Genomic DNA, 20270 nt, shown 5'->3' with positions numbered 1-20270 from the left:
TTCAAATCATATTCCTTTATCTAACTCATAAAGTTTACGATACTTTTCATTTTCTTTCAGAAGTTGTTTATGACTACCTTGCATGACAATTTGGCCACGATCAAGGAATATAACTTCGTCTACATGTTCTATTCCTACAAGATGGTGCGTAATCCAAATAACCGTCTTTTCTTCCGTTGCAGAAAACATTGTTTCAATTAAAGACAATTCTGTTTTCGGATCTAAACCGATAGTCGGTTCATCAAGTACAATGATGGGTGTTTCTTGCATAAGAGTTCTAGCAAAAGCAACCCTTTGTCTTTCACCACCAGAAAACCGCTTTCCCATTTCATGCATTTTTGTTTGTAATCCGTCCGGAAGAGAAGTAATATGTGAAGCTAATTGTGCTTTCTCTAAAGCTTTCCATATCTCTTCATCCGTCGCCTCTGGTTTGCCAATTCGTACATTATTTCCAATTGTCGTATCAAACAAATGGGGCTTTTGATTTAATACAGAAATATATTTAGATAAAAGATTCGTATGAGCTCGTTCACCATTCAATACAACTTGGCCGTTTACTGGGCTTAACGCCCCTGTTAACAATTTTAGTAAAGTAGATTTCCCTGTCCCACTTCTGCCTAAAATAGCAATTTTCTTCCCTGCTTTTATTTGTAATGATACGTCTTTTAATACAATCTCATTACTATCTGGATAACTATACGATACGTGATTCAGTTCAATATCTACATGTCTTGGTTCAACGTAATCATTATCTCCATACAAATCCATTTTATCATGTAAAACAATATCACTTTCTACGCCATTAAGACGATGGGTAGATTCTACATACGACGGGATTCGATCGATGGCATCTGCAATAGGAATAAGCGCATTCGTTACAGATAAAGTCATTAATACGAAAGCTGCGATAACTGTAGGAGCAATTTGCTCACTTGCCGCTTCATTTCCAGTCCATATAATCATCGAAATAACTACAATACCTACTACTGATTGAATGATACTGTCCCGAATATGATACCAGCGTTTCACTCTCTTTTCGATTTTTAACAACTGATCATTTTGTTTTACATACTCATTAATAAATTCACCTTTACGACCACTTGCCTGCCAATCAGATAATCCAAAAACAGCATCCGTCAGTTGTTGATACAAACGGCTTCTGCCTTGCTTTAAAGTAACATGGTGTTTCTTCATCAAAAGTAATGATACAAATGGAAGAAGAAACACGATAATAGCTAACATACAACCTACAATAAGTGCAAACACAAGGTCAAATGCACCGATAACAAGTACGAAGATACTATAAACAACTAGCGCTAATATACTAGGAAATATTGTACGTAAATATAGGTTTTGCAAATGCTCTATATCTTCGGATAACACTCCTAACATATCACCCGTTTGAAATCGAGAACGGAAAAATAACGCCTGTGGTTCTACTATTCTATATAGCTTCGTTCTCATTTTTTCTAATATACGTAGTACGACATCATGTCCGACTAAGCGCTCTATATAATGAAACACAGCTTGCCCTATACTAAACGCTCTTGTTGCAACAATAGGAACATATACAGCCATTACATTTTCTGGTCTAAGGGCAGATTTTGAGATTAAATAACCTGAAATAAAAAGTAACATCGCTCCTGAACTAACTCCAAGAAGACCAAGGAAAATAGTTAAAGTCATTCTACCTTTATTTTGTTTTATATAAGGTTTAACCCAGTTACTCATTTCTCTCCCCTCTCTTCCCTATGAAAATGTAATGTCTCACTCTCTAAAAGTTCTTCATACGTCCCACTTTCTTTCATTTCCCCTTTATTTAAAATAAGGATATGGTCCATTTGTTTCATCCAATGTAGACGGTGAGTTGCTAAAAATACTAACTTTCCATTAAATAGACGTAACATCGCTTGCTTTATTTCAAATTCGGTTTCAATATCAAGATGTGCCGTAGGCTCATCTAATAAAATGATTGGTTTTTTACTTAAAAGTGCACGCGCCATAGCAACACGCTGTTCTTGTCCGCCACTTAGCATACGTCCACCTTCCCCAATTCTTTCGTGCATCCCATTTGGAAGTGATGTAACGAGTGAACGAAGGCCGACTTCATTAATAACTCTTTCAACTTCTTCATCTGTTGCTTTTGTTTCATAAAAACGAATGTTATCCTTTAATGAAAGCGGAAAAATATAAGGTTGCTGCGGAATGTAAGCAATATTTTTTTGCCAATCTTCACGAGTAGATCCATCAACTTCTAGACCATTTACTAACATCTTTCCACTCGAAGGAGATAAAAACCCGGCTAATACGTCGATTAACGTCGATTTCCCCGCACCACTTTCACCAATAACACCAATAGCACCGTTACCTTCCCAAGTAAAATTAATCCTTTCTAATATAGCCTTCTCAGATTCAGTATTATTAACTTTGATATCTTGTAATTTCAAGCTACTAGAGGCATTCCATACTATATCTTCATTTAAATCTTTCTTTTCTATTCCTTTTTGTTGTTGCAAAATCTCTTCTATTTGCTCCATCGCAATTTGTCCATCTAATGTCGCATGATAATTTGCTCCCACTTGTTTAATCGGCAGAAAATATTCCGGAGCTAAAATCAAAATTGTAAGGGCTGGTAATAGTATAATCGTTCCATCTATTAAGCGTATCCCTAATCCAACTGCCACAAACGCGATTGATAAACTCGTAAAGAAATCTAATGCAAAAGAAGAAAGAAAAGCAACTCGCAAAGTACGCATCGTTGCTTTTCTATATCTTTTACTTACTTTTTCAATCTTTCCTTCGTGCTGTTCACTTTTCCCTAAATACTTTAATGTTTCTAAACCTTTTAACGTATCTACAAAATGGTTCGAAAGTACACGATATATCTCATACTGACTATCTGCCATTTTTTGCGCTGCTAATCCGAGAAGAATCATAAATATGATCACGATAGGAATCGTTACAACTAAAATGATTCCAGACTCAATATCTAGCGTAAAAACATATAGTACAATTAGACCTGGAACGATACTGCTTCTAATCATTTTAGGAATCGTTAATTCAATATATGTTTTAAATTTCTCAATCCCCTCAATTGATAAGGTAACCAGATGACCAGTTCCAACCGTTTGAACATACCTTGGACCTAATGTGAAATATGCCTGTATCAATTGTTTTCTTAGTAACGACCCTGTTTTTTCGGCAAAACGTTCCACTAATATTTGTGATGTTCGAACTACTATGTGACGCGCTGCAAACGCGATACCAAAATAAACAATTTCACTTAATATTGTTTGTACTGTCTCTCCATGAAATAAAAACGTAATAGCTCGTGCTAAAAAGATTGTTTGCGCAATAATACTAAAAGCTTCTAAAATACTAATAATCGTTAACGCTACATATAAAATACGGCTACCGGGATAAGACGGAAGTCCTCTTTTTCTTTTCATTAGTACTCCAAATCGTTGTCTGACTTAACAGGTTGTCTAAATACATAATAACTCCATATTTGACTTCCGATAACGAAAGGCAAAATAGCAATCGCAAAGTAAGTCATAAGTTTTAATGCATAAGCTCCTGATGCTGCGTTGTAAATTGTCAAATCATTCATTGCTCCTAAAGAGCTAATCATAACACGTGGGAACATACCGATAAATACACTCGCACTTAGTAAAATGATTGTTAAACTCGTCATAAAGAAAGCCCAACCATCTCTTCTTCTTTTATTTAATAAAGTGGACACTAATAGTGCTACAAAAGCTCCGATTGGTACCATAATCCATTCTGTTCCATGAGCAGTGAAAATGTCGGTTTTCCATAACCCCACACCAGCAAAAACAAGAAGTGTAATTAATGAAAATGGTGCAATTTTTATTGCAGCAATTCGTGCACGTTCTCTCAATTTACCAGTTGTACGTATCGTAAGAAATTGTAATCCGTGAACAATACATAGTAGGAGAAACATTACTCCCCCAAGTAACGCAAATGGATGAAGTAATTGCAGGAATCCACCTACAACATTTTTACTCTCATCAATAGGTACACCTACCATAAAGTTTGCAATCGCAACTCCCCAAAGGATAGGAGGTAACATACTTCCAATAAACATCCCCCAATCCCACGCACTCTTCCATTTATGATTATCTATTTTCGCACGAAATTTAAAGGAAACACCTCTTAAAATTAAAGCAAGAAGCATAAATACAAACGGAATATAAAAACCACTAAATAAAGTTGCATACCAGTGCGGAAATGCCGCAAACATGGCTCCACCAGCACAAACAAGCCATACTTCATTCGCGTGCCAGAACGGTCCTATTGTATTTAAGTAAACTCGTTTTTCAAAATCATTCTTTCCTAAAAACCTCGAAACCATTCCTACCCCAAAGTCGAAACCTTCCAGTACGAAGAATCCAACAAATAAGATTGCAATAACTAAAAACCATAACTCATTAAGAGATAACATACTCTTCCTCCTTATCAAATGGATCATGGCTTTGATAATCCTTTTTCGTTTTCTTATTCGTGTGGCCCTTAATGGTACGAACAAATAAGTACACACAAATTCCACCCATAATTAAATACATTGATGTGAATGAAATAAGTGAGAATAATACTTCACCGAATGTTACATTTGGTGATACAGCATCTTCTGTTTTCATTACACCAAATACAACCCAAGGTTGACGACCCATTTCAGTCATAATCCACCCTACTGTATTACCGATGAATGGAAGAGAAATTGCATACACCATTAATTTTAAATACCACGTTTTTTCAGCTAAACGATCTTTTCTTGATAAGAACCATCCGTAAGCTCCTAGAAGAAGCATGAATGTTCCACTCATTACCATCGCTCTAAAACTCCAAAACATTGTATGCACTGGAGGAATATAATCCCCAGGTCCATATTTTTCTTCATATTGTTTTTGAATTTGATTCATCCCTTCAACTTGACCGCTAAACTTATCATACGATAATAGACTTAGCATATAAGGGATTTGAATTTCAAACGAATTTTCTTTCTTCTCTGTATCAATTTTCGAAAATACTGTAAATGGCGCTGGATCCTCACTTGTATTCCATAGTGCTTCAGCTGCCGCCATCTTCATTGGATGTGTCTTAATTAATTGTTGCGCTTGTGCATGACCGAAGAATAATACAAGCGCCGTTGTAATTGTTCCAACAATGATAGAAATGCGGAAAGATTTTTTAAATACTACAGTTTCTTGTCCTTTTGTAATTTTCCATGCACTTACACCCGCAATAAAGAATGCACCTGTTGCAATTGCTGCTGTAATTGTATGCGGGAATTGTACCCATAGTTGTGGGTTTTGAATAATGGCTAAGAAATCATTCATTTGTGCACGACCATCAGCTGCCATTTCATACCCGACAGGTGACTGCATAAATGCACTTGCAGTTAAAATCCAGAATGCTGATAACATCGTTCCAATTGAAAGGAGCCAAATACACATTAAGTGAATTCGCTTCGGTAATTTATCCTCACCGAATACCCATAAACCTAGGAATGTAGACTCAATGAAAAATGCCAGTAATCCTTCAATTGCAAGCGAGGGACCAAATACATCACCTACAAAACGTGAATACGTTGACCAGTTCATACCAAACTGAAATTCTTGTAAAATACCTGTTACTACACCTACTGCAAAGTTAATAAGGAATAATTGCGTCCAAAACTTTGCCATCTTCTTATATACTTCTTGCCCTTTTACCACATACAACGTTTGCATGATCGCAATAATAAAAGCTAAACCAATTGACAGCGGAACAAAAAAGTAATGGAAAATCGTTGTTGATGCGAACTGTATTCGTGCCAATTCGAGCGTTTCCATACTAAAATCACTTCCTTCATAGTTTTTATAATAAAAGTTAATTGAGCAATCTTATCAAACTCAATTATTAAGAAATACGAAAAGACAAAAACATTTTGTATGTATTGTCGAAAAATATGAAGTTTCAGTTTTTCAAACTATTGCAATGCTAATTTTTACCTTTTCACTATTTCTGTAGTGTTTTATTCGTTAATCGAATTGTATAATATACCTGCATAGTAAATTCAGGTTATTTTTGACGTATTATTGACATCATTTTGTCTGAAATATGTCTTTTGTCATTTTTTTGAATCAGATTTTTTTCATTAGCAAAATGTGTTTTTTCAATATACTTCTTACTTTTATATCTATAAAACAATCGTTTTTTCTTCATACACTTGACTTTCAACCGAAAAAATGTCCTCGAAACTACCCTCGATAAATGCTTATTTTTTGTCAAGAGAAAAATGTATTTTCAAAATTCAAACTCGAAATAATGTTATTCAAAAATAGAAAACAACTTCCCTCTCCCTCGACTAAAAGTTCATTTTTTTGTCATTTTTCCATAACAAATAAAAAACTGAGAGTCAATTAGACTCCCAGTTTTTTTATTTATTTTGCTGTATGTTTTCTAACGGCTGGTAATATTTCAGTAGCAATTAATTCAATATTTTTCTCAATTTTATCAAATGGTACACCGCCAAAATCAATTTGTGCCATAAAGCGTTGTTGGCCAAACAATTCATATTGGTAAAGCATTTTCTCAATGATTTGTTGTGGGCTACCAACCATTAAAGCATCACGGTAATCTATTGCATTTGTAAATTGCTGTTTCGGATACCCACCACCGCGCAGTGTAAGCATACCAGCATTAATGTGAGGATAATATTCACTAAGTGCATCTTGTGAATTTTTTGCCGTATAAAATAAACTCGTTGTCGCAACTGGTAAACTAGCTGGATCAAATCCACTTTGCTGAGCAGCCTCGCGGTAAGCATCTACTGACACTTTAAAGTTAATTGCTGGACCACCAAGTGTTGTTATCATCATTGGCACACCTGCACGTCCTGCTTTAATTGCACTAGCTGGTGGACCTCCAACTGCACGCCAAATTGGTAAGTTATTATTTTTCGCTCTTGGAATAACCGATGCATGTGCGAGCGGTGCTCTGAACTGTCCATTCCATGTTACATGTTCCTCGTTATTAATTTTTAATAAAAGATCCATCTTCTCTTCAAATAATTCTTCATAATCATTCACGTCATAACCAAGTAAACTATATCCTCCAATACGAGATCCACGACCAGCTACGATTTCAGCACGACCATTAGAAATCAAGTCAATGGTAGCGAAATCCTCATATACTCGAACTGGGTCAGATGTACTTAATATCGTTGCTGAACTTGCAATTTTTATATTTTTCGTAGCTTGCGCGACCGCACCTAAAATAACTGTATGAGCTTGCGTTGTAAAATGTGTTTGATGACTTTCGCCGACAGCAAACACATCAAGCCCTGCCTCATCTGCTAACTTAGCTGTTTCAATTAGTTCGTGAATTCTTTTCTCTGGCGTAATTTTCTCCCCATTATGTGGATTTAAAACATGATCACCAATTGAATATAATCCAAACTCAATTCCTTTTCTTGTATCTATACGGTATTTTTCCATAGTTACTCTCTCCTTTAATGAAGTAATATTAGTTTCTCTTCTAAAAACGTTGGTAATTCAAATGTATCTCTCCATTACTTACAACATCACTTGATCAGTCAATTGATATTGTAAAAAAATTACTTTTGCGGTAATTCTTTTTTTTCACTATGCTTATGCACTTTCGTCATCAGCTCGTATAATATTTTCTGCTCTTCTTCATTTAATACATCATCAAAAAACGAAGATTGAAATGCAAGTTGCTCTGGCAATGCTCTCTCTAAAGCTGCTTCTCCTTGCTCTGTAAGACTAATTGTTTTTGTTTTCCAATCTTGTTTTCGTACAATATATCCTTCTTTTTCAAGACGAGTTAACATTCGAGAAATGCCACCTTGTGTAACAGTTACCTTTTCAGCTAACTCCATTTGTGTTAGTGGTTGATACGTACGTATTTGCAAAAGCACATCAAATTGAGCTGTCGTTAAATCAAAACGTTTTAAAAACTCATTTGACATTTGATTACTTTGGTTCGTAAATCGTATTAAACGTAACCATATTAATGATCCTATCGTATTATCACGCATGTTTTGTCACTTCCTAGCGTTAATTTTACCATCACTTTACTACGCAATTGATAAAAAAGCAAGAGAAAAAGTGAAAAATATTTCATTAGAGTATTGCATAAATAACGATAAGAAAGAATTCATATTTAATGAATTCTTTCTTATCGTTATTCTTAACTTTCCATTTCATTCATTGCTATATTTAAAGCTGTTACTGCTTTGGGCCAGCCAACATAAAAAGCCATATGCGTTATTAATGCAATCATTTCATTTTCTGCAATTCCATTTTGTTTGGCCAACTGCAAATGAAATAGTAATTGTTCTGTATGACCAAGACTGATTAATGCCGACACTGTACATAAACTTCTTTCTCTTAATGTTAAAGTATCATCCCGCCACACTTCCTCAAACAATATCTCTTCACTATAATGAGCAAATGCAGGTGCCTTTTCTCTCATTTTCTCTTGAATACAATATTCAATTGATTCATTCATCATTTCACTCACCCTTCACTTTTACCAATTGTGCCAATCCTTGACCAAATGACCAATTTTCAGCAGATGTCTCATTTAGCGTAATAAAAATATCTGCACTTTTTATCCCCGAGCATTTAGAAACCTTCAAGGATATCGACTGATATAAATTCCTTTTTTGTTTTATCGTTCTTTCCGGTCCACATGTAATAGAAACATAAATCATATTCTCCGTTCTCTTTTCTCCTCTTTCTAATAAATAATATGGATTATATAAAAAGTGATTTTGTTAATAAGGTAAAAACATTTGAAAAAAATCATTTTCAGGGATGTTAAAATGTTCAATTAATGACAGATGAATACATTCACCTATCTTTTTCAACTCTTCTTTATTTAATATATTTTCATGATAATAAACGTTCACAAAAGGCATACATTTTCATTCCTTTTTCTTAATTTAATTTCAACAAGTTTTCATCGTGAAATGTGCAAAATCTCATATACTGTAACACCTTTATTTGTTACCATTTCAGGCTTCTCTTCATAAAACTCAAACCTACTATATCCCCATTTATCCGGATTATAAACGATTACATTCCCTAAACACTTTTCGTTGTTTTGTACATCTTCATTTATCGTGCTTAATTGAGTCCCAATCAACGTTTTACTTTGAGAAATACTTCCTGCATATTCAACAACATATCTACTTTTCTTAAATCCATCACTTAGATTAACCACTAATGGAACACCTATATGTATTTGTTGCCATCCAAAAGATTGTAAAATGTTATCGTAATACCCTTCAAAGATAAATTTATTCATCCCTTCATGACCATTCCAAATATATAAAGGTGCATAGCAGTTATAAAAATTCCCGTCTTTCTCCGTTTCCGTAATTAAATAAGCTTTAAAATTTAGTTCTTGGAAACCATCAGTTTTATAGCCATTATCCTTTACCCTTTTCTTAATAATTTCCATGTCATAATCCTTTGGAAGAATGACCTTATATTGCATTCCAATCATGTTTATCACTCGCTTTCAATCTTATATACATTATGATAAATCGATAAGCGGCTAACGTAAAATAGGTATAAATTATGTTTGGTATCATTTATAATGATAGTGCATAAGGGGCTGAGATACATGGAAATAAATGATCTTATTATATTCAAAACTGTGGCCAGTGAGGGTTCTATTAGTAAAGCTGCTAAAGAGTTAGGATATGTTCAACCGAACGTAACTGAGCGAATCAAAAAATTAGAACAAGAATTAGAAACGCCTTTACTACATAGAGATAACAAAGGTGTTTCCTTGTTACCTGCTGGTGACATTTTATTAGATTACACGAATAAAATATTAACTCTATTAGAAGAAGTAAAAGATGAAATTAAAACGAGTGGTTCTTCTTATATAATAGCGACGTCACAATCTATTTTGACAAATTATTTAAGTAAGCGTATTAAAGTAAATTTCAGAAATTATCAAATATATGTAGAAAGTAGTAGTCATTTGCAAAAATTACTGCAGCAACAAAAAGTTGATATGGTCATAACTTATGAGGATTATCCTGACGCATCGTTTAAAAAAGTGTTCACAACCTCAATTTCTGTAGGCTTATTAAAAGCGAAAGAAAAATGTACCATTGATTATTCAAAAGAAATTTTCTTCGTTAGCAATGACAAAAAGTGCCCTTTTAGGAATAAGACAATACAATTTCTAAAAGAAAACAATCTATCTCAGCGACAACTTCAACAGTTGGATTCTTATTCGCTTATGGAAGAGTTTATTGCTGATGGAAAAGGAATAGCATTTTTACCGATTAAAAATGATACATTAGTAATAATTGAAGATGTTCCCCTTGAGAATTTAGCTGTTCATTTTTTTACGAATCAAACCTTTATAAAGCATATCCCTGATGAACTATTTGATTAATAAAATGACTTTGATTACAAACTTTTTTCAAAATAAAAATCCCTCTTTAACGAATATAAAAGAGGGATTTTTATTTTGTATACAATTGATTTTTCACACGTTTTGCTCCACTTCTGTACTTTTCTCCTTCTTATTCCTTTTAAAACCCTTCAATTTCTTAACCGTCCCAACCAATCCTTTCGGAAAAACAAGTAGCACGATAATATACAATAAACCTAGAATAATCGTCCATCTTTCAAAAATCGGATATTCCGTCGCTAGTTCTGATAAATAATATTTTAGTGATTCAATAATCCCAGATCCAGCAATAGCTCCAATTAATGTTCCGACTCCTCCAATCATTGTCATTAAGAGTGCATTTAGTGTCATTTCAATTGAAAATACAGTCGTATTGACAAAGCGTAATGTAATAACAAATAAACCACCGCTAATTGCAGCTACTATTCCTGCGACTACACTTGCGATTATTTTATAATGGAGGACTTTATATCCAAGTGCTTCAACACGTTGTTCATTTTGTGAAATTGCCTTTAATACTTTCCCAATAGAAGACTTTGTAAAAAGACGTAATAGAATAAAAATGAAGCATAAACATACAAGTGATACATAATAAAAAGTAAAACGATCACGGAATATTTCTGGTACCCCAAATGTAAAACCATCTCCTCCGTGAGTAAGCCCACGCCATTTTTCAGCAAGTACGAAAAACAACTGTGAAATAGCAAGTGTTAACATTGCATAAAAATGACTTTTCAATCGTAAAGAAAGCAAACCAATTATATAACTAACGATTGCTGAAACGATAATTGCAGCTACTATTCCAATTAAAAAGTTCGTTATTGATACGCCTTGTCGATCAAATAAAAGCGCTACCCCATATGCTCCTATCCCAAAGAACATACAATGACCGAACGATACAATTCCTGTATACCCAAGCAATACATCAAAACTCATTGCAAAAATAGCAAAGATGAAGATTTGAGTGAACAAAATTAACAGGCTCCGTGAATCATTTACGAACGGAAATACACTTAAACAAATGAGCATACATACTCCGGAGTATACTTTAATTCGGTCCGATGTGTTGTTCACCATTTCACCCCTTTTCACCAACAAGTCCAGTTGGCTTCACTATTAAGAAAAATAGTAACATTAACATATTAATTGCAAGTGATAAATCTGGTATAAAATACGCTGTAAAAGCACCAGCTAATCCGACAATTAAAGAAGCAATAGCTGAACCTTGTACGCTTCCTAATCCACCGATAATTACTACTATAAATGCTAAAATTGCATACTGCATGCCCATCTCGGCGAAAATAACGCCCGAATACGGTGCTAATAAGAATCCTCCCAAAGCTGCCATCCCTGCTCCTAATAAAAAGACGAAAGAAAATATCGCTTTTACATTAATACCAAGCGCTTGAACCATTTCTTTATCCATTACACCAGCACGGATCATAAGACCTATCTTCGTCTTTTTGAGTAATAATAGTAGTGCAATGTAAATAATTATCCCAATCAAAATAACAAATAGACGATATTTAATTAATATAATACCTCCGGATGTAAAACTTCCTTGTAACCATAACGGTAATTTTGCACTAATAGGGTTTGGCCCCCAAAATATTTTAATACACTCACTAAGAACGAGCATTCCTCCAAGCGTAACGAGCAGCTGTCGAACATGATTTCCATATACTGGTCTAATAAGAAACCTTTCTAAAATAAATCCTAGGAACATTCCCATAGCTACTGCTCCAACTAAAGCTAATATATAACTTCCTGTCATATTAAATAACCAAACACCTGTAAATGCTCCCCACGCAAATAAACCACCGTGTGCAAAGTTTAAAACGCTCATTAGACCGAAAATAAGTGAAAGACCTGATGCTAACAAAAAAATGAGCATCCCTGTTGAAATCCCATTTACAAATAAATTTATTAACACATCCATCCTTTTCACCTCGGGTTCATGTTAAGAGATTCCTAAATATTTATGACACATTTCCTTATCCTTTTTTAATTCATTCATAAAACCGTTATGAACAATTCGTCCGTTATCCATAATGTAAAAATAATCGCCAATTTGACTAGCCATCATAAAATTTTGCTCAACAAGTAAAACTGTTGTTTTCTCTTTCATCTTCAAAATAGCTACCATTAATTTCTCCACCATTATCGGGGATAGCCCTTTGCTCGGTTCATCAATAAGTAATAATCCATCACTATTAATAAACGCTCTTGAAATAGCCAACATTTGCTTTTGCCCTCCGCTCAAGAGCCCACTTTTCTTATTCCAAAACTGCTTTAAATCCGGAAATAGTTCCAGCATCCACTCTATTTTCCCTTCTACTTCTTCACCTTTCCCCCTAGCAAGAGCGAATGTTTCTTCTACTGTCAAATCATGAAAAATACCTTGATTTTCTGGTACATACCCTATTCCTTTCCTTGAAATTAAATGTGTAGGTAATCCACTTACTTTTGCACTATCATAATAAATTTCACCATCTGCAATCCGGTGAAACCCCATAACTGAGCGTAATGTCGTTGTTTTCCCTGCCCCGTTTCTACCAAACAGTACAGTAATCGTCCCTTTCTCAACAGTAAGAGATACTCCTTGCAAAATATGAAACTGATCTAAATACGTTTCTATATTATTCACTTGTAATAGTGCCACTATATAATCCCCCTAAATAAGCACTTTGTACACGCTCATCTTTTATAATTTCTTCTGGCAATCCTTCAGCCAATAACTCTCCATGAAATAAAACGATAAGATGATCTGACAAACCTAGTATCATATCCATTTTGTGTTCGATAAGTACAATTGTGCTCTCTGGATGTTTCTTAATATTTTCAATCACTTGTAATATAGCAGGGACTTCCTCAACCGAAATACCTGCCGTCGGCTCATCAAGTAATAACACATCCGTTTTTAAAGCTAATAACATCGCAAGTTCTAGCTTTCTTTTCTCCCCATGTGCCAAATCTTTCGCTAATACGTTCTCTTTCTCGTGGAGTAATACTGTTTTTAAGAAACGTCTCGCCTCTCCAACTTGTTGCTTAAATTTTGCTGGATTCGGGAAAAAGCTATAGTAATCTTGTACGAATGATTGAACACTTAAACGAACATTTTCAAGTACTGTTAATTCTGGGAATATGTTTGTAAGTTGAAAAGAGCGACCGATTCCTAAGCGTGTTCGATCTGAAATCGATAGTTTTGTAATATCTTGCCCTTTAAAATACACTTGACCTGTTGTTGGTGAAATCTGTCCACTTAGTAAATTAAATAATGTTGTCTTCCCCGCACCATTTGGCCCGATAATAGAAATGAGTTTTCCTTTTTGGACAGTTAAATTTACATCTTTAATAACATGATCTTCACCAAAAGATACGCTAAGATTTTTCGTCTCTAACAAATGTGTCACGAAATCCCCTCCCTTTAAAGCCGTGAGTATGAAAGAAATATGTATAAAGAGGGGCCCCCCTCTTTATACAAAAACAACAGAAAATTCAGTCTATTTATTTTGAACTGGTGGTTCTGTTTCTTTCATCGTTAATTCTCGCTCTAACACTGGCACCGGATAATCAATACCGTCTTGCTTTTTCAATGTGATAGAATACAGTGTCTGCATCGCTTGGTGATCCTTCTCTCTAAACTTCATCTTTCCTTTTGGTGTATCAAATTCCATTCCTTCCATTTTCTTAATCAAGGTATCTACATCTGTATCACCTTTTGTTTTCTTTAAGGCTTCTACAATAGAAATTGCTGCTGACATTCCTCCCGCTGTAAACAAATCTGGCACTGCACCATTAAAACGTTTTTTATGCTCTTCAACTAGCCAATCATTCACTTTATTTTTTGGAAGTGTGTGATAATATACAGAAAAACCTTGCATACCTACTAATGCATCCATTGTTTTTAATGCTGGTATATCTGGCGCACCTGTAGAAATTTTAATACCTTGCGCTTCCACATTCATATCTTTCAACTGTTTCCAAGGTGAATTTGCCCCTGCCCAAACGATAAATAAATAATCTGGTTTTGAACTAATGATATTTTGAATATTCGCTGTAAAATCTGTTGAATTTGTATCCGCGTATTGCTCATTCACAATGTTCGCACCTAATTTTTTCGCACCCGCTTTAAATGCAGCAATCCCTTCACGACCAAAAGCGTTATCTGGGGCAAATGTCGCAATCTTTACATCTTTTTTCGCAATTGCTGCTGCTCCTGCAATCGCATCTTGTGAGGAACTTCTTCCAGTTCTAAAAATATATTTATTCCAGTTCTTCCCGGTAATACTATCCGCAACTGCCGGTTCTACAACCATAATCTTTTCATATTCTTCTGCCAGTGGTAAAACCGCTAACGTATCACTTGAACTAGACGATCCAACTAAAAAATCAACTTTCTCTTCTTCTAATAACTTCGTAGCTTTCTTCACTGCTACATCCGCTTTCGTTTCTGTATCTTCTACAACAAACTTAATCTTTTTCCCATCTACTTTCCCAGTCCCACCAGTTGCATAGTCTAACCCTAATTCAAATCCGTTCACTGTTTGTTTTCCATACGATTCTAGCGGTCCTGTTAAAGAAGCAAGGACTCCTACCTTAATCGTTTTTTCATCCTCTGTACTTGTTTTCTTTCCTGAACAAGCTGCCGTTATTAATAATGAACCTAAAACACAACCAGTAAACATTGTCTTTAGCCACTTACGTTTTTTCATCGACATTGTGATCCTCCCCATACTTTACTTTCTGATAGAATCAAACACGCCAAAATCCCCTGTCCGTAATCATGACTAACTAATACGATAGATAATGGAAAACTCTTGTAGTACCCTCTACATTCGGCACAAATATATAATCACCTTCCTATGTAATAGAAACGGACATACAATCAATATATATTCTGCAATCCAATTGAAAATACTGTTTCATTTTAGTAATGGCCATACAAAAAGACTAACTTATTTTTTAAGTTAGTCTTTTCACCTTAATTAGAGTTAAGTTCTACTTTCTCTAACCCTTCAGCCAATCGTTTCTTATCTATTCCTTCTCCAATTACTACTAAGTTTGTTGGGAAACCGAAATCTTGTTCCAGTAAAGTCGGTACTCCGAACGAATATTGGAATAGGTGAGGGTATTTATCTCCATGGAATTTCACAAAGCCTTTCACTCGATAAATACTATCTGGTAAATTCGAAAGCCATTCATATAATTTGTCTTGATCAATCGGTTTCGTAAATTGATACGTCATCGTTTGTATATGTAAATGCTGTTTAACGTGTAGTGTCTCATGTTCCTCATCATTTGGAAATTCTGCTTCTTCTATATCTTTTAAAGATATATTACAATACTTTGTCTCATACATTTTCGCATGATCATTTATTGTCTTTACTTCTTCAAGTACTATGTTCTTATCTTCATCTGTTAGTAAATCTGCTTTATTAACAAGAATGTGACTACCAAATTTCAGTTGCTCATGCAATAGCTGTTGTACATTTGCACTTAATATACTTTTGTTTAACCACCTTACTGCATCTAAAACGACTACAATTGATTTCACTTCCAGGAAAGGAGCTAAAATTGGCGAGACACACGCGTCTAACACTTCAATTGGATGCGCAACACCTGTCGTTTCTATATAAATGACATCTGGTCTTTCTTGTTGGTATAACGAATGTAATTGTATTTCAAGCTCTTCTTTTAACGTACAACAAATACAGCCTTTAAGAAGTTCTCTTAAAACATTCTCTTTTCCAATAATATCTGTATCTACCGAGTATTCACCAATTTCATTCATTAATACTGCAACTTTTCTATTCTTCTTTTTCTCTGCTAACAATAAATTTTGTAATAATGTTGATTTTCCACTACCTAAAAAACCACCTAATATATGAATCTCCACTTTATTCATTCAACCGACCATCCATTTCTTTACTTCAAATGTATTCAAAGCGTAATAATTACGATTTATATTTATCATTTTATTAAAAGAATGACCATTTGTAAATATAAGAGATTCACTGTTCATTTACTTCATATGCAACTCTTACTCCAGACTCAATTGCCCCTTGCATCCATCCATGTGTTAATGTCGTATGCTCTCCTGCAAAATGTACTTTTCCAGATGGTGGTGTAATATACGGAAATAACTCGAGCTCTTGGCCTGGTTCGAAAGCTGTAAATGCACCGCAAGAATACGGATTTTTACTCCAGCTAAAAGATGTTCCAGTGACAAACTCACTATAGACGATGTCACCGTATATTTCCGCTAAATTTTTTAATGCGTAACGAATACGATCTCTTTGCGGGAGACTATCCCATGTTAACGCCTCATCTGCCCACGTATAACTTGCTATTACGATAGCTGGTCCTGGAGTATGAATGCCATAACTCGGATAGTATGTAAACCGTATCGGTAAATCAGTAATAGATTTACCGCCACACTGTCCCGCTTTCTCCCAAAATCTACTTTTAAACTCTATTGCAATTTTAGTTGCAGCAATATAATTTAATTCACGAATTGCTCTTTTTTTAAAATAAGAGAATAAATAGTATGGCTGAACTTCTACAAATCTTAACGCTGAAAATGGAATTGTAATAATAGCAAAATCACTTGTTATTGTAAATTGCTCTAACGTTTGTTCATGATTTCCTTGTAACATTACTTTATTATCTTCTTGTATAATTTTATCAACCTTATATGGCATTAAAATATGTTCTCTTAATTGTGGTAAGAATGCATTCGATAACTTATCCATTCCACCAGTTATTTCATAATATTTCGTCGTTGAAGTAAAGAAAATCATTTCACGTAATACTTCAATTAAGGACATTCCCATATAAGCTTCCATATCAAGAAGTACCCCAATCATATCTATTGCACCATCTGAATAATACTCCATTAAAAATAAACCAAGCGAATACGTTTTATACTTTTTTTCAACGATAAGCCAGTTTTTATCAGGATCCTTCTTAATATAATTTAGTATTGGTTCTAATACCTCAATCATTAGCTCTTCTGCCGTTTTTCCTCTTTCTTTATCCAAAACCGGATATTCAAGTACACTTGGATCATTTTCAAACACATTCAATCTCGTTTGAATGTTATTCGTATAAATGATATCTGCAAAAGTTTTATTTATAAAAAGGTTTAAAGGTAGTTTAAATTTATGAATATACGCTAAGGTTAACTTATGGGTGTCAGGGATTCTCATCGGTCCCGCATTAAAATATAAACCCACACTAAATGGTTCCCGAATCGTATACACCCTGCCACCTATTCTGTTATTTGCTTCTATAATCGTTACTTCGTGCCCAGCCTCTTTTAATAAAGAACCTGCAACTAATCCAGAAATCCCTGCACCTGCAATCGTAATCCGTTTTGGGTTATTCTTTTTGACAAGCCCTGCATGAATAATATGAAGCATTTCTTCCATTGCTAATGGGTTCCCCATGCCATTTCCCCTTTTACAAAGGATTTTACTGAATTATATTCGGTTCACTGAATTCCTATGTTTTGTTCGCGGATTTGCACGGATACATTTTCAAATACTTGAATATCTTTTATAAAATGTAATAAACTAGATATGACTCTATAGAAGTAAGACGTATTATCTTACATAATAAAATCAATGAAATTGCGAGGAATTTTGAAATGAAAAAAGGTATTAACCGTGTTGTATTAGTAGGAACAGGAGCAGTTGGATGTAGTTATGCTTACTGCATGATTAACCAAGCCGTAGCTGAAGAATTTGTTTTAGTCGATGTAAATGAGGCAAAAGCTGAAGGGGAGGCAATGGATTTAAGTCATGCTGTTCCATTCGCACCAGCTCCAACTAGAGTATGGAAAGGCAGCTACGAAGATTGTAAAGATGCTGACCTTGTAGTTATTACAGCTGGATTACCACAAAAACCAGGCGAAACACGTTTAGATTTAGTTGAGAAAAACGCTAAAATCTTTAAACAAATCGTTCGCAGTATTATGGATAGCGGATTTGATGGCATCTTCTTAATCGCAACAAACCCTGTAGATATTTTAACTTACGTAACTTGGAAAGAATCTGGTTTACCGAAAGAACGTGTAATCGGTTCTGGTACAACGCTTGATTCTGCTCGTTTCCGCTATATGTTAGGTGAGTACTTCGATATTGGTCCACACAACATTCACGCTTATATTATCGGAGAACACGGCGATACTGAACTTCCTGTTTGGAGTCATGTTTCCGTTGGTATCCAAAAACTACAAACACTGCTTGAAAAAGACAACACGTATAATCAAGAAGATTTAGACAAAATTTTCATAAACGTCCGTGATGCAGCTTACCATATTATTGAGCGTAAAGGCGCAACTTATTATGGTATCGGTATGTCACTTCTACGTGTTACAAAAGCAATTTTAAACGACGAAAATAGTGTATTAACTGTATCAGCTTACTTAGAAGGTCAATATGGTCAAAAAGATGTTTATATCGGGGTGCCTGCTGTTTTAAATCGCGGCGGTGTTCGTGAAATTTTAGAGGTTGAATTAAGTGAAGAAGAAGAATTAAAATTCGATCACTCTGTTCAAGTATTAAAAGAAACAATGGCTCCGGTTCTTTAATTAAGATAAAAAGCAATCCAATTTATTTTGGATTGCTTTTTTATTTTCATTATCCCCTATGACTTTTTAATGATTTTCTATCATTTCTTATTTTTTAGTCGCATCCTCATTATTTATATCAAGTACATCCAATAAAAAGATAAAGATTGGTATCCCGATAATAAGCCCCCATATTCCGAGGAAATGCTCTGAGAAGATGAGAATCATAAATGTATAAAAGATTGGTAAATTTGTTTTTGCAGACATAAACTTCGGATTTAAAAAATAACTTTCAAGAGCGTGGATTACTGTTATGAACACGAGTATGTATACTACGTACATAACTCCGCCTACGTTGTAAGCAATGATACAAAGTGGAAACAAAGAAATAATCACACCTGCAACAGGAATCAACCCTAGTAAGAAAACCATAACAGCTAATACAAGTAGCTGTGGAAATCCTAAAACAATTAATGCAATGACAGTAAGAATACAATTTACAACGGCAATTAAAAACTGAGCTTCAATTACTTTTCCGAACGATCTTGCAAATCTTTCACCAAAATATGCAATTTCCTCATAAAAGATTTTTAACTTACTATCTTTAAACTTAGATGTAAATGTAATAATACGCTCTTTTTCTAATAAGAAAAATAAGCTTAAAATTAGAGATAATAATATTTGTAAACTTACCTTCCCTATATTTGCTATTGATTGATATATGACATCTACACCTTGTTCTATATATTTTGATACTTCCATCCCATTAATTGTCGAAAGTACATATTTAACGATTTCATTATCAGGTGGATTTTGAAAAAACAGTTTAAATTGATAAATTAATTGTGAAATTTGTATCGTCAGCACAGGTAAATATTTATATAACGTTGTGCCTATAAAGGAAACTAGTATTATATACAAACATGCAATAACAATTTTCCGGTTTACTTTCAATTTTCTTGAAATAAAACGTTGAAATCGATCCATTAAAAACGTCAGTATAAACGTAATTAATATTAAATTGATCATACTTTTTAATGCATATAATACAAGCGCTACTATTATTAAAACGAGAAACCGTTGAAACCCTCTACTTCGAAAAAAACTCTTTACTTCATTCATTAAAAATTAACCTCCCCCTTCAATGGATGGAAATTGAATATATTACATTTTATGAACTCCTATAGACAATCTTTCTTACTAATTAAGAAGAATCCTTTTTTTCTTT

At 34.3% G+C, this 20270-nt stretch carries 18 protein-coding genes and 1 pseudogene; 2 read left to right on the top strand and 17 right to left on the bottom strand.

What is annotated here, in order from left to right; translation table 11 throughout:
• Window positions 1-6: 6 nt before the first annotated feature.
• The 9 genes and pseudogenes from cydC to ASE54_RS02895 all read right to left on the bottom strand — a co-directional run bounded on the left by cydC (window position 7) and on the right by ASE54_RS02895 (window position 9540).
• The gene (gene cydC / locus ASE54_RS02935) at window positions 7-1731 is read right to left on the bottom strand and encodes a thiol reductant ABC exporter subunit CydC (protein ID WP_000073640.1); all 1725 of its coding nucleotides are present in this window, start codon (window positions 1729-1731) and stop codon (window positions 7-9) included.
• A complete protein-coding gene (cydD, locus tag ASE54_RS02930; RefSeq protein WP_000824023.1) occupies window positions 1728-3449 on the bottom strand; it encodes a thiol reductant ABC exporter subunit CydD in 1722 nt (573 codons plus the stop codon). The genes cydC and cydD overlap by 4 nt, the downstream gene beginning before the upstream one ends.
• Entirely contained in the window at window positions 3449-4465 is a 1017-nt protein-coding gene (gene cydB / locus ASE54_RS02925; RefSeq protein ID WP_000950083.1) for a cytochrome d ubiquinol oxidase subunit II, read from the bottom strand. The genes cydD and cydB overlap by 1 nt, the downstream gene beginning before the upstream one ends.
• On the bottom strand, window positions 4452-5855 hold the full coding sequence (gene cydA, locus ASE54_RS02920; RefSeq protein ID WP_000448870.1) for a cytochrome ubiquinol oxidase subunit I: 1404 nt from the start codon (window positions 5853-5855) through the stop codon (window positions 4452-4454). Before cydA ends, cydB begins: the two co-directional genes overlap by 14 nt.
• A gap of 591 nt (window positions 5856-6446) precedes the next feature.
• Window positions 6447-7502 carry an LLM class flavin-dependent oxidoreductase gene (locus ASE54_RS02915; protein WP_000417550.1) on the bottom strand — a complete coding sequence of 352 codons (1056 nt, stop codon included), beginning with the start codon at window positions 7500-7502 and terminating at the stop codon, window positions 6447-6449.
• A gap of 119 nt (window positions 7503-7621) precedes the next feature.
• On the bottom strand, window positions 7622-8065 hold the full coding sequence (locus ASE54_RS02910) for a MarR family transcriptional regulator (protein ID WP_001205524.1): 444 nt from the start codon (window positions 8063-8065) through the stop codon (window positions 7622-7624).
• Window positions 8066-8217: 152 nt separating this feature from the next.
• Entirely contained in the window at window positions 8218-8541 is a 324-nt protein-coding gene (locus ASE54_RS02905; RefSeq protein ID WP_000980842.1) for a carboxymuconolactone decarboxylase family protein, read from the bottom strand.
• Between the two features lies 1 nt (window position 8542).
• A pseudogene (locus ASE54_RS35600) lies at window positions 8543-8950 on the bottom strand (tautomerase family protein).
• A gap of 41 nt (window positions 8951-8991) precedes the next feature.
• A complete protein-coding gene (locus ASE54_RS02895) occupies window positions 8992-9540 on the bottom strand; it encodes a DUF4865 family protein (protein WP_000579907.1) in 549 nt (182 codons plus the stop codon).
• Window positions 9541-9660: 120 nt separating this feature from the next.
• Here ASE54_RS02895 and ASE54_RS02890 point away from each other — a divergent pair, with 120 nt between their 5' ends.
• Window positions 9661-10449, top strand: a complete 789-nt coding sequence (locus tag ASE54_RS02890) for a LysR family transcriptional regulator (RefSeq protein WP_000404994.1) — start codon at window positions 9661-9663, stop codon at window positions 10447-10449.
• 93 nt (window positions 10450-10542) lie between these two features.
• On the opposite strand, the gene ASE54_RS02885 is transcribed toward ASE54_RS02890, so the two are convergent.
• From ASE54_RS02885 to ASE54_RS02855, 7 genes are all read right to left on the bottom strand, one after another.
• Entirely contained in the window at window positions 10543-11496 is a 954-nt protein-coding gene (locus ASE54_RS02885) for a branched-chain amino acid ABC transporter permease (RefSeq protein WP_025989010.1), read from the bottom strand.
• Window positions 11497-11545: 49 nt separating this feature from the next.
• Window positions 11546-12406, bottom strand: coding sequence for a branched-chain amino acid ABC transporter permease (locus ASE54_RS02880; protein WP_000382788.1), 861 nt, complete (start codon window positions 12404-12406; stop codon window positions 11546-11548).
• A gap of 21 nt (window positions 12407-12427) precedes the next feature.
• On the bottom strand, window positions 12428-13129 hold the full coding sequence (locus ASE54_RS02875; protein WP_001196709.1) for an ABC transporter ATP-binding protein: 702 nt from the start codon (window positions 13127-13129) through the stop codon (window positions 12428-12430).
• Complete coding sequence (locus ASE54_RS02870) at window positions 13107-13880, bottom strand: ABC transporter ATP-binding protein (RefSeq protein WP_000149311.1); 774 nt, start codon at window positions 13878-13880, stop codon at window positions 13107-13109. Before ASE54_RS02870 ends, ASE54_RS02875 begins: the two co-directional genes overlap by 23 nt.
• A 90-nt stretch (window positions 13881-13970) precedes the next feature.
• On the bottom strand, window positions 13971-15188 hold the full coding sequence (locus tag ASE54_RS02865) for a substrate-binding domain-containing protein (RefSeq protein WP_000061995.1): 1218 nt from the start codon (window positions 15186-15188) through the stop codon (window positions 13971-13973).
• Window positions 15189-15451: 263 nt separating this feature from the next.
• A complete protein-coding gene (locus ASE54_RS02860) occupies window positions 15452-16375 on the bottom strand; it encodes a GTP-binding protein (protein ID WP_001044926.1) in 924 nt (307 codons plus the stop codon).
• A 106-nt stretch (window positions 16376-16481) separates the two neighbouring features.
• A complete protein-coding gene (locus ASE54_RS02855; protein ID WP_000527999.1) occupies window positions 16482-17918 on the bottom strand; it encodes a flavin monoamine oxidase family protein in 1437 nt (478 codons plus the stop codon).
• 200 nt (window positions 17919-18118) lie between these two features.
• Between ASE54_RS02855 and ASE54_RS02850 the strand changes: the two genes are divergently transcribed.
• Window positions 18119-19063, top strand: a complete 945-nt coding sequence (locus tag ASE54_RS02850; protein ID WP_000715322.1) for an L-lactate dehydrogenase — start codon at window positions 18119-18121, stop codon at window positions 19061-19063.
• Window positions 19064-19150: 87 nt separating this feature from the next.
• Here the strand turns inward: ASE54_RS02850 and ASE54_RS02845 are convergent, their stop codons facing one another.
• Window positions 19151-20164: an AI-2E family transporter gene (locus ASE54_RS02845; protein WP_001006602.1), complete on the bottom strand. Its 1014-nt coding sequence runs from the start codon at window positions 20162-20164 to the stop codon at window positions 19151-19153.
• Window positions 20165-20270: the final 106 nt, after the last annotated feature.

The sequence above is a fragment of the Bacillus sp. Root131 genome (assembly GCF_001429475.1).
GTDB lineage: Bacteria > Bacillota > Bacilli > Bacillales > Bacillaceae_G > Bacillus_A > Bacillus_A thuringiensis_S.
This window is presented reverse-complemented; position numbering and strand designations above follow the sequence as displayed.